Raw genomic sequence first — 15,449 nt, forward strand, 5'->3', positions numbered from 1 at the left:
CGGGGCTACCAGGGCAGGTCCACCCAGGAGAGGTGGCCGCCCTTCCCGGCGCCGGTGTCCATGAAGACGGCGGCGCCGCCGCCGGCCCCCACCTGCATGAAGGGGCGCCCGTTCCCGCTGCGGACCTCGTGCCCGCAATAGATGGTGAAGCCCTGGGGGATGCGGTCCACCCAGTCATGCAGCCGCTCGGGGAAGCCGTCATCGCGCATGCGGCTGGTCACCTGGCCGAACAGGGCACGCGGCACCAGCCCCTCGGGCTTGCGCGCGCCCGCATCGGGCGGCGGGGCGGCGTGCAGCATGCGCGGATGGAAGCCGCCATGCACGAAAAGGCGCTGGTCGATCCGCAGCCAGGCCGGGGCGCGGCCGATCTCCTCCACCGCCCGCCGGCGCAGCGCCTCGGCATCCCGCGCGGCCTCGATCTGCTCCAGCGTGCGGCCCAGCCCGCTGGGCTCGATCCGCAGCGGCGCGCCCTCGAGCGCGCGGCGCAGCTTGTGGTCGTGGTTCCCCAGCATGAAAAGGCCGCGCCCCTCCGCCCGCATGGCGAAGGCCCGTCGCAGCACGCCCGGCGCGTCCGAACCGCCATCCGTGAGGTCGCCGAGCTGGATGACGAAGAGCCGCTCGGCCGTCGCGCCATCGACGGCCATATGGAAGGCCTCCGCATCGCCATGGACATCGCCCACGACGCGGATCCCCTCGAAGCGGCCGCGCGGGTCCTTCACGCCTCCGCCTCCTCCTCGGCCGTGCCGCGCACGGCGGCGCGCAGGGCGGCCAGGGCGCGGGCGCGGCCGGCGGCATGCTCCACCACCGGGCGGGGATAGGCCGCCCCCGTCAGCCCGGCGGCGCGGCGGATCTCCTCCGGCGCCTCCCAGGGGCGGTGGATGAAGCGGGAGGGCATGCGCGCCAGCTCCGGCACCCAGCGGCGGACATAGGCGCCCTCCGGGTCGAACTTCTCGCCCTGGGTCACCGGGTTGAACACGCGGAAATAGGGCGAGGCATCGGTGCCGCTGCCGGCGATCCACTGCCAGGAGGCCGCGTTGTTCGCGGGGTCTGCATCCACCAGCGTGTCCATGAACCAGGCAAAGCCGTCCCTCCAGGGCTGGAGGAGGTGCTTCACCAGGAGCGAGGCCGCAATCATCCGCACGCGGTTGTGCATCCACCCGATCTGCCAGAGCTGGCGCATCCCGGCATCCACGATGGGGTAGCCGCTGCCCCCGCGCTGCCAGGCCCGAAGCAAGTCCCGGTCCGGGGCATAGGGAAAGGCGGCGAAGGCGGGACGCAGCGCCGCATGGGGCATTTCCGGCCGGTGCCAGAGAAGGTGGTGCGAGAACTCCCGCCAGAGGATCTCCTTCAGGAAGGGCAGGGCCTCCGCTCCACCCGCCTCCCGCGCCGCGTGCCAGACCTGGCGGGGCGAGACCTCGCCCCAGCGCAGATGGGGGGACAGGCCGGACGAGCCCTCGATGCCGGGCTCGTCGCGGCGCGTCGCGTAATCCGCGAGGCCCGTCGCCGCGAAGCGGGCCAGGCGCTCCTTCGCCCCGGCTTCGCCCGGCTTCCACGCCGCGCCAAAGCCCGCCGCCCAATCCGGCTCCGGCGGCCGGGGCAGCAGGGCGAGATCGGCCAGGGTCAGCCCCGGCTCGGGCGCGGGAACGGGTTGCAGCGCCTTGGGTGCCTCCAGCGGCGGCGGCGGGTCGCCGAGCGTGAGCAGCTTGCGCGCGAAGGGAGCATAGACGGTGTAGGGCTTTCCGGAGCCGGTCAGCACGGCATCGGGCCGGAGGAGATGGGTGGAGCGGTGCAGCACCAGCCGCCGCCCTTCGCCCGCCAGCCGTTCCGACAGCACCGCCTCCTGCGCCCGCGCCCAGGGCTCGACCAGCCATCCGGCATGGATCTCCGCCGCGCCCGTGGCCCGCGCCAGCCCGGCCAGCAGGGAGACGGCATCGCCCCGCAGGAGCAGCAGGGGCGCCCCGCGCGCGGCGAGGTCGCGGCCGAGCGCCGCGAGGCTATGGTGCAGCCACCACCGCGCGGCGCCGCCAGGGGCCAGATCGCCCGCCGCCGCGTCATCCAGCACGAAGACCGGCAGCACCGGCCGCTGCCGCGCCGCCTCCAGCGCGGGGTTGTCCCCCAGCCGCAGGTCCTGGCGGAACCAGAGGATGGCCGGCGCGGTCACAGCGCCGCCTCGGCCCGGCGGCGCATGGGCGCCATCGGCACGCTGAACAGGCGGTCCGCGCCGAGCAGGAACACCCGGCCGCCCCGCGGGAAGAGGCAGCCCAGGGCCGGGTCGCGCACGTCCAGCCCGCCGGTATAGGCGCCGAAGGCGGGCAGGATCACGCGGCGGGCATCGGTGGCGAAGCAGGGGCGGCATACCCCGCCGGCGCGCGTCGCCAGCGTGGCCTTCGGATGGAAATGCCCGCTCAGCTCCCCGCTCGCGCGCGGATCGGCCTCGTGCCGGAAGGTGAGGGGGCCATCGGCGAAGCTGCTGACCGCGATCCCCGGCAGCCCCACCGGCGCGACGGGATCGTGGTTGCCCAGCACCCAGACCACCTCCTCCACCGAGGCGAGGATGCGGCCGAGCGCGGCGCAATCGGCGGGCGCCATGCGCTCGCAGCCGCGCGCGTCATGGAAGCTGTCGCCCAGTAGCACCAGCCGGGCCGGGCGGTAGCGGCGCGTGGCAAGGGCCAGCTTGGTCAGCGTCTCCCGCGTGTCATAGGGCGGCACGAAATGCCCGCGCGCCGCGAAGTGGCTGCCCTTCTCGAGATGGAGGTCGGACACCGCGAGCGTCCGGCGCGCGGGCCAGGAGACGACCCCCATCGGGTCGAGCATCAGCCGCTCGCCCGCCAGGTGCAGGGGGGCGGGGGTCAACCGCCCAGGCCCTTCGCGCTGCGGATGAACCGGCGGGGCGGCGGTCGGCGCTTCCGGTCCTGTCGTCTCGGTCGGTCCACCACCCCCGAACGCACGCGGACGCCCTCCGTCACCTCGGCCAGCACATCGGCAAAATGCTCGGCGCCATCCGTCGCCTCGTCCACCAGGGCGGCGGCCTCGGCCAGCAGCGCGTCCTCGGCGCCTCCGGCCACCCATTCCCGCCCCTCCTCGATCAGCGCCGGGACGGCGAGGGGCGAGACGCGGTCCAGCCGGCGGACGCGGATGGCGCCCTGCACGCGAGCGAGGAGGGTGGCGATGCGGGACACATCGGTCAGCCCACGGGCGGCCTCGGCGCGGGTGGCGCGGAGGAGGATGTGGTCGGGCTCATGCTTGCGCAGCACGTCGTAGATCAGGTCGGAATTCATCGTCATCTGTCGGCCGGATTTTTCCTGGCCCGGGTGGTTCTTCTCGATCAGCCCGGCGATCGTCGCAATGCTGCGGAAGGTGCGGCGGAGCATGGAGGATTCCGCGATCCACTCCTCCAGCTCCTCGCCGAGGATGTCCTCCTCGAAAAGGTGCTCCGGGTCGGTCGGCTCGAAGGCGGACCAGGTGGCGAGGACATAATCGGTGCCGAGATAGCCCATGGGGCCATAGCCCATCCGCTCCATGCGCTTGGTGATCAGCATCCCGAGGGTCTGGTGCGCCAGGCGCCCCTCGAAGCAATAGGCGACCATGAACCAGCGACCGCCCTTGGGGAACACCTCGACCAGGAGCCCGTCGCGCTGCGGCAGCTCGGAGCGGTGGCGCTGCAGGCGCAGCCAGTCCCGCACCGGCTCCGGCAGGCCGCGCCAGCGGCGCGGGTCGGCGAGGATGGAGCGCACGCGGAAGGAGAGATTGGTGGAAAGGGGCATCCGCGCGCCGGCATAGGCCGGCACGCGCGGATCCCCGTCGCCGCCGCGGGTGACGACCATGGTCAGGGCGTCGATCCCCTCGTAGCGCAGCACCTGGCCCGCGAAGATGAAGGAGTTCCCGGGCTCCAGCGTCGAGGCGAACCATTCCTCCACCTCGCCCAGCACGGGGCCGCCCCGGATGCGGACCTTGAGCATGGGCGTATCGACGATGGTGCCGAGATTCATCCGGGCCTGGCGGGCCACGCGCAGGTCGCGGATATGGACCATGTCCTCGCTGTCGCGGAACAACCGGCGGAAGCGGTCATAGGCGCGGAGTGCGTAGCCGCCATCCTCCACGAAGCGCAGCACGTCGTCGAAGTCGCGGCGGGCGAGGGTGGAATAGGCGCCGCAGCGCGTGACCTCGGCGTAGAGGGCATCGGGGTGGAAGGGGGCCTGGCAGGCCATGGCCAGGATGTGCTGGGCGAGCACGTCCAGGCCGCCCGGGCGGGGGGCGTCGCCGTCCAGCTCATGCGCGCGCACCGCTTCCGTGGCGGCGACGCATTCCAGCACCTCGAAGCGGTTGGCGGGCACCAGCACGGCCCGGGAGGGCTCGTCCATGCGGTGGTTGGCGCGGCCGATCCGCTGGAGGAGGCGGGAGACGCCCTTGGGGGCGCCGACATGGATCATCTGGTCCACCGCGCCCCAGTCGATGCCGAGATCGAGGGAGGCGGTGGCGACCACGGCGCGAAGCTTTCCCGCGGCCATGGCGGCCTCCACCTTCCGCCGCTGCTCGATCTGGAGGGAGCCGTGATGGAGCGCGATGGGCAGATTGCGCTCGTTGATCTTCCAGAGCGCGGCGAAGATCAGCTCCGCCTGGGCGCGGGTGTTGACGAAGACGATGGTGACGCCCGCCTCCTCGATCCGGGCGAGTATCCCGGGCGCGGAGGCGATGCCCATATGGCCGCCCCAGGGCAGGTGGCCTTCGGGGAGCATCAGGTCCATCACCGGCTCCGCGCCGCCCTTGCCGAGGACCAGGCGCACATCCTCCGCCCGGGCACTGGGGGAGAGCCAGGCGCGCAGGGCCTCGGGATGCGCCACGGTGGCCGAAAGGCCCACATGGCGGAGCCCGGGGGCGAGGAGGTCGAGCCGGGCCATGCAGAGGGAGAGCTGGTCCCCGCGCTTGGTGCCGGCCATGGCATGGGCCTCGTCCACCACCACCGCCTTGAGGCCGGCGAAGAACTCGGGCGCCTCGGGGTTGGCGAGGAGCACGGCGAGGCTTTCCGGCGTGGTGAGAAGGATCTGCGGCGGCGTCTCCCGCTGGCGCGCGCGGCGGTTCTGGGGGGTGTCCCCGGTGCGGGTCTCGATGCGGATGGGCAGGCCCATCTCCTCCACCGGGGTGGTGAGGTTGCGGGCGATGTCCACCGCCAGCGCCTTCAGCGGGGAGACATAGAGGGTGTGCAGCCCCTCCCGCGGATTCGCATGCAGGTCCATGAGGCTGGGCAGGAAGCCCGCCAGGGTCTTGCCGCCACCCGTCGGGGCGATGAGGAGGGCACTCTCCCCGGACTGCGCGGCCTTCCACAGGGCCAGCTGATGAGGGCGCGGGGTCCAGCCGCGCGCGGCGAACCAACCTGCGAAGGGTTCCGGCAATGTTCCCATGGGCAGGGGGTATATGGCATGGATTGGCCGTGGTGCGAGGGTCGCCCCGCAAGAGCCTGAGTTGAAAGCATCCGCGATGGCCGAGTTGAACGCCTATCTGCCGCTGATCCTGGCCGGCCTCGCGCTGCTGGGGATGGTGGCGCTGCTGCTGCGGCGCCCCGCGGCGGGCGCGGCGGACGCGCTCGGGGCCCTTTCCGGCAAGCTGGACGCGATGGGCGCCGCGCAGGACCGGCAGGCCGCCGCCGCGGCCGACCGGGCCGCCGCGACCGAGCGGGCCATGGCGGACCGGCTGGCCGAGGCACGGGTAGCGACCGACGCGGCGCTGGCGGCGCAGCGCGAGAGGCTGGGCGCGACCGAGCAGGCCCTGGCGGACCGGCTGGGGGAGGCCACCCGGGCCATGGCGGACGCGCTGGCCGCGCAAGGCCTGGCCATGGCGAACAGCACCGCCGCGCAGAACGAGCGCTTGGCTGCCCAGGAAAAGGTGCTGGCCGAGCGCCTCGCCGCTTCCAGCCTCGCCCTGACCGAGACGCTGGCGACCGCGCTCTCCGCCCAGAACGAGCGGCTGGCGGCGCAGGAGAAGGCGCTGGCGGACCGGCTGGCCGCGACCCAGGAATCCCTCGGCGCGGCAGTGGCGGCGCAGAACGAGCGGATCGGGCGCATCCTGAACGAGAATGCGCTGAAGGCGGAGGAGACCGCCGGCAAGATCCATGAGCGCCTGGCCGTCATTGACGCGGCGCGGGCCAATATGGAGGCGCTGGGTGCGCAGGTGGGCAGCCTCGCGCAGATCCTCGGCAACAAGCAGTCCCGCGGCGCCTTCGGCGAGGTGCAGCTTCGCCAGATCGTGGAGGACCGGCTGCCGCCGGACGGCTTCTCCTGGCAGCACACGCTCGCGAACCGCACGCGCTGCGACGTGCTCATCCGGCTTCCGAACCCACCCGGGCCCATCGCGGTGGACAGCAAGTTCCCGCTGGAATCCTGGCTGGCGGCACGGGATGCGGCGGACGACACCGCGCGGATCGCGGCCACGAAGCGGTTTGCGGCGGACGTGACCCGCCATGTGGACGACGTCGCCGGCAAGTACATCTGCCCCGGCGAGACGGCCGAGGGCGCGCTGATCTTCGTGCCCTCCGAGGCAATCTATGCCGACCTCCACGCGGCCCATGCGCCGGTGGTGGACCGGGCGGCGCGGATGGGCGTCTACATCGTCTCGCCCAGCACCATGTGGGCGGTGCTCGGCACCATGCGGGCACTCATGCAGGACGTGCGGATGCGCGCCGAGGCCGGGCAGATCAAGAACCAGGTGGCCGAGCTGATGAAGGACATCGTCCGGCTGGAAGACCGCGTGGGGAAGCTGCGAAAGCACTTCGTGGACATCCAGACCGACGTGCAGCAGATCGAGATCACCACCAGCAAGATCACCCGCCGGGGCGTGGCGATCGAGGCCGTGGAACTGACCGATACGCCGGCCCTGCCGGCGCCGGGCGCGGTTCTGCCCTCGGCGGCGGATTGAGCCGTCCCGGGGAGGGCTCCGCCCTCCACCCGCCAAGGGCCTGAGGCCCTTGGAACCCCGTCTGACTGCCGTGGATACCCCGATCAAAGGGGTCTCGGGTTAGATGGAATTGACCCTGCGCTTGCAGTCGCCTCGGGTCGATGACCCGAGGCGCACCGTCAGCCCCGTGATTCCAAACTTCTAGAAAAAGATGATGGTGAGGGGTCCGGGGAGAGGAAGAATTCCTTCTTCCTCTCCCCGGGACAGACCGTCAGCGCAGAATAGATGCGCCCCCGCCGTATCAGGCCGGCGTCATCCCGATGGCCCGGACCAACGGCTCCCACTTGTCCATCTCCGCCTTCAGCCACCCAGCGGCTGTCTCGGGCGTGCTGTCAGCACGGGGCTCGATGGTCATTTCGCTGAAGCGCTGCTGGGTTCTGGGGTCGCGGATCACGGCGTTGGCGGCGGCGTTGAGCTTGCGCACGATCTCCTCCGGCACGCCGGCGGGGGCGAGGAGCATGTGCCAGGTATAGGCCTCGTAGCCTGGCAGCCCGGCCTCGCTGAAGGTGGGGATGTCGGGCAGCTGCGGCATGCGGCGGGCTGAGCTGATGGCCAGGCCCCGCGTGGCGCCCCGTCGCACGCTCTCCACCCCATCCGAGGCCACGTTGAGGAACATGGTCAGGTTCCCGTTCAGCAGGTCCGGCATGGCGGGGGCGGAACCCCGGTACGGCACGTGGTTGACCTTCAGGTTCCCCGCCTGGTGCAGGAAGAGTTCCGTTGCCAGATGCACGGCCCCGCCCGCGCCGGAGCTGCCATAGTCGTACCGTCCCGGCCGTTCCCGGAACATCGCGATCAGCTCCTGGAGACTGCGCGCCGGAACGGCGTTGTTGACCTGCAGCAGCATGGGGATGACGCCGAGCAGGGCGACGGGCTGGAAGTCCCGCACGGGGTCGAAGGACAGGTTTGAGAACAGCGCGCGCAGCACGGAATGGGCGACCGTGCTGTAGAGGAAGGTGGAGCCGTCCTTCGGCCCCTTGGCGACGACCTCCGTCCCGACGACGACGCCGGACCCCGTCCGGTTCTCCACCACCACCCTCTCGGGCAGCATGCCCGAAAGGCCCTCGGCCACCAACCGCGCGGCCACATCGGTGGGGCCGCCCGCCGCGAAGGGGCAGATCAGGCGGATGGGCTGGCGCGGCCAGTCGCCCTGGGCGCGGGCAGCGGCCGGGATGATGGCCGGCGCGGCGAGGGCCGCCATGCCCAGATGCAGGATTCCGCGGCGCTGGATGCGCATGAGCACTCCTCCCTTTCCGGTGCTTTGCCGCACCTTGTGGGAGGGAGCCTGTCACCGGCCCGGACGCGACCGCAACAAAAAGGGTGGTTGGGACCTCAGAGCGGCGGGGTGCCGCCCACCCGCATCAGGTGGTGCATGCCCACCTCCTCCGGCGCGAGGCAGCCGAGGAGCGCGAGGTTGCGGTCCACCTCCGTGGAGAGGATGTCGATCCCGTGCCGCACGCCGGCCTCGCCGCCCACGGCCGCCGCATAGAGGAAGGGGCGGCCCACGAAGACGAAATCGGCGCCCATCGCCAGGGCCTTGAGCACGTCCGAGCCGCGGCGGATGCCGCCATCCATCATCACCACCATGTCCCCGGCGGCGGACTTCACCTCGGGCAGGGCGCGGAAGGCGGAGATGGCGCCGTCGAGCTGGCGGCCGCCATGGTTGGAGACGATGACGCCATCCGCGCCTTCCTCATGGGCGCGGCGGGCATCCTCCCCATGCAGGATGCCCTTCACGACGAGCTTGCCCGACCATTGGCGGCGGATCTGGGCGAGATGCGACCAGTTCAGGTGGTCCCGCGCGCCGAAGTCGCGCTCCACGTTGCGGGCGATGATCGGGGCGCCACGCGTCGCGTAGGAATTCTCGAAATGCGGCATGCCATGGCGGCGAAGCGTGCGGAACATCGTGTCCAGCAGCCAGCGCGGGCGGATCGCGCCGTCCCAGGCCAGGCGCAGCGTCGGCTTCAGGGGCGTGGAGAAGCCGGAGCGGACGTTGTTCTCGCGGTTGCCCATGGTGGTGGTGTCCACCGTGAGGACGAGGGTCTTGAAGCCCGCCTTGGCCACGCGCTCCACCAGCCCCGCGATGCGGGCCGGTTCGCCGGGGAGATAGGCCTGGAACCAGCTCTCCGGCGCCTCGCGGACCACCTCCTCCAGCGGAATGAGGGAGGAGCCGGACATGATCATGGGGATTCCGGCGTCACGGGCCGCGCGGGCGAGGACGAGGTCGCCGCGATAGGCCATCATGGCGCTGATGCCCATGGGCGCGATGCCGAAGGGCGCGCGCACCTCGCGCCCGAACAGGGTGGTGCCGATGGTCCGGCGGGAGACGTCGATCAGGTAGCGCGGGCGGAAGGCCCAGTCCTGGAAAACCGCCCGGTTGTCCTTCAGCGAGGCGTTGGTCTCGGCCGCGCCGGCGACATAGCCGAAGAGCGGCCGGGGGAGCTTGCGGCGGGCGGCGGGCTCGAAGTCGTCCAGCGCCAGGATCGGGCGGAGGGCGCGGGGGAGGGACTTGTTGACGCTGCGGTAGACGCCCCGGGCCGGGGGCGGAACGGGGGCCTGGGATGGGGTGCTGGTGCCGTCGGCCATGCCGTTATCCTCCGGGAATCATCGCTTGCCTGCTTGGCGGGCAGTATCGACCAGGGGCGCCGGGCCGGGTAGCCGACGGATACGCAACGAAGCCCCGCAGCGAGCGGGACTAGCCCTCCGCCGCCGCCACGACCCGGTCCACGAAGAGACCGGCGCTGCCGAGATAGCTCGACGGATCGGTGATCCGCGCGATCTCCTCGGGCGACATCTCCTTCGCCACCCCCTCGTCGCGCGCGAGCGCCTCCGCGAGGGGGATCCGCTCCTCCAGTGCCAGGTCGCAGGCGTGGTGCACGGCGTCATGCGCCGCGCCGCGCCCGAGCCTCGGGGCCAGGCTCATCATCACCGCCTCGGCCATGATGGCGCCGCCCGTCGCCTCCAGGTTCCGGCCCATCCGGGCCGAGTCCACGGTCATGCCCTGGGCGATCTGCCGCGCCTGGTCGAGCGCGCCATGGGTCAGCAGCAGGGCCTGGGGGATGGCCAGCGGCTCGGCCTGCCACGGCCCCGTGCCGCGCTCGTGGTCCAGCGCCATGGCGGACATCACCTGAGGCACCAGCGCGTGGACGCCGCGGCTCTGGGCGAGGACGTATTCGCAGGCGATGGGGTTGCGCTTCTGCGGCATGGTGGAGGAGCCGCCGCGCCCGGCCTCATGCGGCTCGAACACCTCGGCCACCTCAGTCTGCATCAGCAGCATCACATCCGTCGCCATCTTCGAGAGCGTGCCGCAGAGGATGCCGCACCAGCAGACCGCCTCGGTCACGGTGTCGCGCGCGACATGCCAGGGGATCTCGGGCACGGCCAGGTCCAGCTCCCGCGCCAGGCCATCGGCAACCGCCGGTCCCTGCTCGCCCAGGGAGGCGAGGGTGCCCACCGCGCCGCCGAACTGCACGCGCAGCAGGCGCGGCAGCAAGGCCTCCAGTGTCTCCCGCGCATGGAGGAGGGGGGCGAGCCAGACGGCGCATTTGTACCCGAAGGTGACGGGCAGGGCGTGCTGGAGGTGGGTGCGCCCGGCCATCACCGTGCCCCGGTGCTCTCGTGCGCGCGCGGCGAGCGCGGCGATGGTCGCGTCGAGATCGGTGCGGATCAGCGCGAAGGCGTCGCGCAGCGCGAGGACTAGCGCCGTGTCGAGGACGTCCTGGGTCGTCGCGCCCCAATGGGTCCAGCGCGCCGCCTCCTCACCCGCCAGCGCGCCGAGCTGCTTCACCAGCCCCACCACAGGATAGCCCGTGTTGCGCGTGGCGGCGGCGAGCTTCGGCAGGTCGAGCCGATCAGCCCTTGCTGCCTCCGTGATGGCGCGCGCCGCGGCCTCCGGCACGATGCCGAGCCGCGCCTGCGCGCGGGCGAGGGCCGCCTCCACGTCGAGCATGCGCTGGAGAAGGGCCATCTCCCCGACGGCGCCGCGCATGGAATCCGTGCCGTAGAGGACGCCCCAGACGGCGCCGTCCGCCGGATTGACCGCCATGCTAGACCGCCATCCAGACGGTCTCGCCCTCGCCCTGAAGGCGGAGGTCGAGGGTCCAGGTGCCGTTGCCGGCGGGCTTCGCGATCATGGTTCCCCGCCGCGCCTCGGGCACCGCCTTCAGCACGGGGTCCGTGGCGTTCAGCGCCTCGCCCTCGAAATACAGGCGCGTGCAGAGATGCTGCAGCAGGCCGCGCGCGAAGACGGCCAGCGCCACATGGGGCGCCTGCATCGCGTTGCCGCCGGCATGGGGGCCGACCGGAACCGGGCCGGGCTTGAGGGTGACGAAGCGGAAGCGCCCCTCCTTGTCGGTGGCGCAGCGGCCATAGCCCTGGAAGGCGGTCGGGTCGCCATGCTGGTCCGGGTAGCGGCCCGCGGGGTCGGCGTGCCAGATCTCCACCATCGCATCCGTCACGCGCGCGCCGGTGCCATCCGTAATGGTGCCGGTGAGCGTGATCCGCTCCGCGCCCTCGGGCAGGGCATCGGCGAAGTGGCGGGTCGTGTCCGCCCATTCCGGAAAGTCCACCAGGTGCCAGTAGGGGCCTGCGGTCTGGTGGGCGGAGGCGGCGAGGGCGGCGGAGGGGGCGAGTTCCGGCGTGGCTTCAGCCATGGTGGCCATCCTCCATCGGCGTGGCCTCGCGCCCGCGCAGCACGATGTCGAAGCGGTAGCCCAGCGCCCATTCGGGCTGGGTGATGTCGAGGTCGAAGCGGGAGACCAGGCGGTTGCGCGCCGCCTCGTCCGCCACCGTGTTGAAGATGGGGTCCAGCGGCAGCAGCGGGTCGCCGGGGAAGTACATCTGGGTGATCATGCGCTGCGCGAAGCCCGCGCCGAACAGGCTGTAGTGGATGTGGTTCGGCCGCCAGGCATTCTGGTGGTTGCGCCAGGGATAGGCGCCGGGGCGGATGGTGACGTAGCGGTACCAGCCCTCGTCATCCGTGAAGACGCGGCCCATGCCCCGGAAGTTCGGGTCCAGCGGGGCATCATGCGTATCGCCCTCATGGTTGTAGCGGCCGGCGGCATTGGCCTGCCAGACCTCGACCATGGCTTGGCGGATGGGGCGGCCATCCTCGTCCATCACGCGGCCGGCCACGATGATGCGCTCGCCCATGGCATGGCCGCGGCCGTTCTCCAGCACGCTGAGATCCGTAATCTCGGGATAGCGCGCGCGGGTGAAAACCGGGCTGCTCGTCTCCGTCAGCGTGTGCGGCAGCTCCAGCAGCGGCTGCTGCGGGTGGCGCGCCCGGGTGCTGCCATAGCTGGGGGAATTCAGCGGCGGCTGGGTCGCCGGGTCCGGGCGGCGATAGCCGTGCACGGCCTCGCTCATCGGCTCGCTCATCGGGCGTCCTCCATCTGCGCCAGGATGTCCTTGGCGATCTTCAGCGCATGGTTAGCCACGGGCACGCCGGCATAGGCGCCGACCTGCAGCAGCACCTCCGCGATCTCCTCCGGCGTCACGCCCGTGTTGCGCGTGGCGCGCACATGCAGGCCGAACTCCCCCTCCCGCGCCAGGGCCGCGGTGACGGCGAGGGTGAGGAGGGAGCGCGTGTGGCGCGGCAGGCCCGGGCGGGTCCAGATCTGCCCCCAGACATTGCGGGTGATGTAGTCCTGGAAGGGCGCATCGAGCGCGGTGACATTCGCCTGGGCGCGGGCGACATGCGCCTCCCCCAGCACGGCCTTGCGGACCGCCATCCCGGCGGCATGGGCATCGCCGACGGGCGGCGAGGCGAGATGCTCTTGCAGCGCCTCCGTGATCGCCTCGGCGGCCTCAAAGGTCGGGATATGGGAGACGCCGGGGAGCACCGTGAGCGTGCTGCCCGGGATGGCCTCCTGGATGGCCGCGGCGGCGGAAACCGGCGAGGCCTGGTCCAACTCGCCCACCACCACCCGGGCGCGGCACTGGAGCCTGCCCTGCAGCGGGGCGGCCCGCGCGTCGCGCAGCGCGGCGCAGGCGGCGGCATAGCCCTGGGCTGGCGTCGTCAGCAGCATCGACCGGAGGGCGCGGGAGGAGGGGGAGGACTGGTCCACCACCCAGCGCGCCATCACCCCATCCACCACGGCCGCCATGCCGCCCGCGCCCACGGCCTCGATCCGCGCCTGCCAGTTGGAGGGCGGCGGGAATTCCAGGGCGGTGTCGAGCAGGAAGAGGGAGAGCACCCGGCCCGGCTGGGCGGCGGCCATCTCCATGGCAATGCGCCCGCCGATCGAGATGCCGGCGAGATGCGCCGCGGGAATGCCCAGCGCGTCCATCACCGCGAAGGCGTCCTCGGCAAGGTCCGCCATGGTGGCTTCCCCCGGGACCACACCCGTCAGCCCGTGCCCGCGCAGGTCGAAACGGATCACCCGGTGGGTGCGGGAGAGGATATCGGCCTGCGGATCCCAGACATGCAGCCCGGTCCCGAGGCTGTGCATCATCAGCACGGGGGGGGCGCCGGGCGGCCCTTGCACCTGCACATGCACCGACATGTCGCGGATCGCGATGAACATCCGGCCGTTCTACTCCCCTGGCCCTCCCCAGATTTGCCGGGGCGGCCGGGGGCCGCTGCGGGTGGGGATGCCGTGCCGAAGCCGTATCACGGCACCCCCGGGCCGAAAACCCGCCGCCCGTTCAGACCCCCGCGACCGAGACCTGGCCGGAATCCTGCCCCCGCATCGCCCAGCCGGTGGTCCGGTTCTCGATGGCGACGGCCACCACATACATCACCACGCCCATCACGCCCGTGATGATGAGCCCGGCGAAGACGAGCGGCACGTCGAAGCGCGACGAGGCGAGCATCATCAGGTGGCCGATGCCCTTATTCGCCGCCACCGTCTCCGCGATGATGGAGCCGACGAAGGCGACGGTGATCGCGATTTTCAGCGAGGCGAAGAAGTAAGGCATGGCCCTGGGCAGGCCGACCTTGCGGATGATGTCGGTCGGCCGAGCGCCGAGGGCGCGCAGCACGTCCCGCAGCTCCGGCTCCACCGTGGCGATGCCGGTGGCCACGTTCACCACGATGGGGAAGAAGCTGATGAGGAAGGCGGTGATGACGGCGGGCACCGTGCCGATGCCGAACCAGATCACCAGGATGGGCACCACCGCCACCTTCGGCACCGAGTTAAAGGCGATCAGCAGCGGGTAGAGCCCGTGATAGAGCAGGGTGGAGGAGCCGATGGCCACCCCCAGCAGCAGCCCGAAGACGATGGCCAGGGCGAAGCCGATCAGCGTGGTCATCAGCGTCTGCCAGGAATTGTCCAGCAGCGGCAGCCACCACTTCACCATACTCTGCGCGATGGCGGAGGGCGCGGGCAGGATGAACTGGGGGATGGCGAAGGCCCGGCAGATTACCTCCCAGAGCAGGAAGGTGCCGATGATGATGAGCCAGGGCAGCGCGGCCTGAAGGCGGCGGCGGCGACGCGCGGCGGCCGCCAGGGCATCGATGCGGCGCTGCGCGGCCGTGGGCGCGGCGGGCGCCGAGGGGGCGCGGTCGTCAAACGGCATGGGTGGCCTCCTCGGCGCTGGCGGGGAGCGTCACCTCCTCGCCCCGGCGCGCCGCGCTGATATGCTCGCGCAGGTCATGGACCAGCTCCTGGAACGGCTGGGTGTAGGTGAGGTCGAGGCTGCGCGGCCGCTCGAAGGGGACGCTGCGCTCCGCGATGATCCGGCCGGGGCGGGCGGACATGATCAGCACGCGGTCCGCGAGGAACACCGCCTCCTTCAAGTCGTGGGTGACGAGGATGACCGTCGGCTTGAGAATGTTGCACACCCCCTGCAGCTCCACCCACAGATCCTCGCGCGTGAAGACGTCGAGCGCGCCGAAGGGCTCGTCCAGCATCAGCAGCTGCGGATCGTGGATCAGGGCCCGGCAGAGGCTGGCGCGCTGCTGCATGCCGCCGGAAAGCTGGTGCGGCGTCTTGTGCTCGAAGCCCTTCAGCCCGACCAGCGCGAGGAGCTTGCGCGCCTTCTCCTCATACATCGCGCGCTCCGCCCGCAGGCGGCGCCGGTGGGGCTCCACCACCTCCAGCGGCAGCATCACGTTCTCGAGGATGGTGCGCCAGGGCAGCATGGTGGGCGCCTGGAAGGCCATGCCGGCGATGGAGAGGGGGCCATCCACCTCCTTCCCCGCGACGATCACGCTGCCGGCCGAGCAGGGCCAGAGGCCCGTGACCAGGCGCATCAGCGTGGACTTGCCGCAGCCCGAGGGCCCGACCACGGCGACGAACTCCCCCTTGGCGATCCGCATGGAGGTGTGGCGGAGCGCCAGCGTGCCCTCCGCGCCGCCATAGCGCATGGAGACGTCGTCGATCTCCACGAAGGGTCTCTCGAACCCGCCCATACCGGCCTTGCCTTTCCGTCGGCCAAGCCCCGCCGGGGCCGGCCCGCCCGGCGCCCCCCGCGCCGCGTTACCGCGGGAGGTCTAGCAAGCCGCGCGCCAGGGCCGGGGTACCGGCCGCGCCGGGGATTTCGTCGCCCTGCCCTTGGCA

At 71.9% G+C, this 15,449-nt stretch carries 13 protein-coding genes; 1 reads left to right on the forward strand and 12 read right to left on the reverse strand.

The genetic code is table 11. The annotated features are described in order from the left end of the window. Nucleotides 1–5: 5 nt before the first annotated feature. From BUB97_RS14785 to BUB97_RS14800, 4 genes are read right to left on the reverse strand one after another with little or no spacing between them, the layout of a single operon-like run. Nucleotides 6–719 (reverse strand): metallophosphoesterase, encoded by a 714-nt coding sequence (locus BUB97_RS14785; RefSeq protein ID WP_073136053.1) that lies wholly within the window; start codon nucleotides 717–719, stop codon nucleotides 6–8. Continuing rightward, nucleotides 716–2,161 (reverse strand): cryptochrome/photolyase family protein, encoded by a 1,446-nt coding sequence (locus tag BUB97_RS14790; protein WP_073136055.1) that lies wholly within the window; start codon nucleotides 2,159–2,161, stop codon nucleotides 716–718. The genes BUB97_RS14785 and BUB97_RS14790 overlap by 4 nt, the downstream gene beginning before the upstream one ends. Then, nucleotides 2,158–2,853: a ligase-associated DNA damage response endonuclease PdeM gene (gene pdeM / locus BUB97_RS14795; protein WP_073136057.1), complete on the reverse strand. Its 696-nt coding sequence runs from the start codon at nucleotides 2,851–2,853 to the stop codon at nucleotides 2,158–2,160. Before pdeM ends, BUB97_RS14790 begins: the two co-directional genes overlap by 4 nt. Next, a complete protein-coding gene (locus tag BUB97_RS14800) occupies nucleotides 2,850–5,399 on the reverse strand; it encodes a ligase-associated DNA damage response DEXH box helicase (RefSeq protein ID WP_086062215.1) in 2,550 nt (849 codons plus the stop codon). The genes pdeM and BUB97_RS14800 overlap by 4 nt, the downstream gene beginning before the upstream one ends. A gap of 76 nt (nucleotides 5,400–5,475) precedes the next feature. Between BUB97_RS14800 and BUB97_RS14805 the strand changes: the two genes are divergently transcribed. After that, nucleotides 5,476–6,909, forward strand: a complete 1,434-nt coding sequence (locus BUB97_RS14805; RefSeq protein WP_073136061.1) for a DNA recombination protein RmuC — start codon at nucleotides 5,476–5,478, stop codon at nucleotides 6,907–6,909. Nucleotides 6,910–7,189: 280 nt separating this feature from the next. Here the strand turns inward: BUB97_RS14805 and BUB97_RS14810 are convergent, their stop codons facing one another. The 8 genes from BUB97_RS14810 to BUB97_RS14845 all read right to left on the reverse strand — a co-directional run bounded on the left by BUB97_RS14810 (nucleotide 7,190) and on the right by BUB97_RS14845 (nucleotide 15,277). Next, a complete protein-coding gene (locus tag BUB97_RS14810; RefSeq protein WP_073136234.1) occupies nucleotides 7,190–8,182 on the reverse strand; it encodes a Bug family tripartite tricarboxylate transporter substrate binding protein in 993 nt (330 codons plus the stop codon). A gap of 95 nt (nucleotides 8,183–8,277) precedes the next feature. Next, nucleotides 8,278–9,531: an alpha-hydroxy acid oxidase gene (locus tag BUB97_RS14815; protein WP_073136063.1), complete on the reverse strand. Its 1,254-nt coding sequence runs from the start codon at nucleotides 9,529–9,531 to the stop codon at nucleotides 8,278–8,280. Nucleotides 9,532–9,640: 109 nt separating this feature from the next. Further along, on the reverse strand, nucleotides 9,641–10,990 hold the full coding sequence (gene pcaB, locus BUB97_RS14820; RefSeq protein ID WP_073136065.1) for a 3-carboxy-cis,cis-muconate cycloisomerase: 1,350 nt from the start codon (nucleotides 10,988–10,990) through the stop codon (nucleotides 9,641–9,643). Between the two features lies 1 nt (nucleotide 10,991). Next, entirely contained in the window at nucleotides 10,992–11,597 is a 606-nt protein-coding gene (gene pcaG / locus BUB97_RS14825) for a protocatechuate 3,4-dioxygenase subunit alpha (RefSeq protein ID WP_073136067.1), read from the reverse strand. Further along, on the reverse strand, nucleotides 11,590–12,324 hold the full coding sequence (gene pcaH, locus BUB97_RS14830; RefSeq protein WP_245818315.1) for a protocatechuate 3,4-dioxygenase subunit beta: 735 nt from the start codon (nucleotides 12,322–12,324) through the stop codon (nucleotides 11,590–11,592). The genes pcaG and pcaH overlap by 8 nt, the downstream gene beginning before the upstream one ends. Continuing rightward, nucleotides 12,321–13,472 (reverse strand): bifunctional 3-oxoadipate enol-lactonase/4-carboxymuconolactone decarboxylase PcaDC, encoded by a 1,152-nt coding sequence (gene pcaDC, locus BUB97_RS14835; protein WP_073136069.1) that lies wholly within the window; start codon nucleotides 13,470–13,472, stop codon nucleotides 12,321–12,323. The genes pcaH and pcaDC overlap by 4 nt, the downstream gene beginning before the upstream one ends. Before the next feature lie 121 nt (nucleotides 13,473–13,593). Then, entirely contained in the window at nucleotides 13,594–14,466 is an 873-nt protein-coding gene (locus BUB97_RS14840; RefSeq protein WP_086062216.1) for an ABC transporter permease, read from the reverse strand. Next, a complete protein-coding gene (locus BUB97_RS14845) occupies nucleotides 14,456–15,277 on the reverse strand; it encodes an ABC transporter ATP-binding protein (RefSeq protein WP_338141785.1) in 822 nt (273 codons plus the stop codon). Before BUB97_RS14845 ends, BUB97_RS14840 begins: the two co-directional genes overlap by 11 nt. Nucleotides 15,278–15,449: the final 172 nt, after the last annotated feature.

The sequence above is a fragment of the Muricoccus roseus genome (assembly GCF_900141905.1).
Taxonomy (GTDB): Bacteria; Pseudomonadota; Alphaproteobacteria; order Acetobacterales; family Acetobacteraceae; genus Roseomonas; species Roseomonas rosea.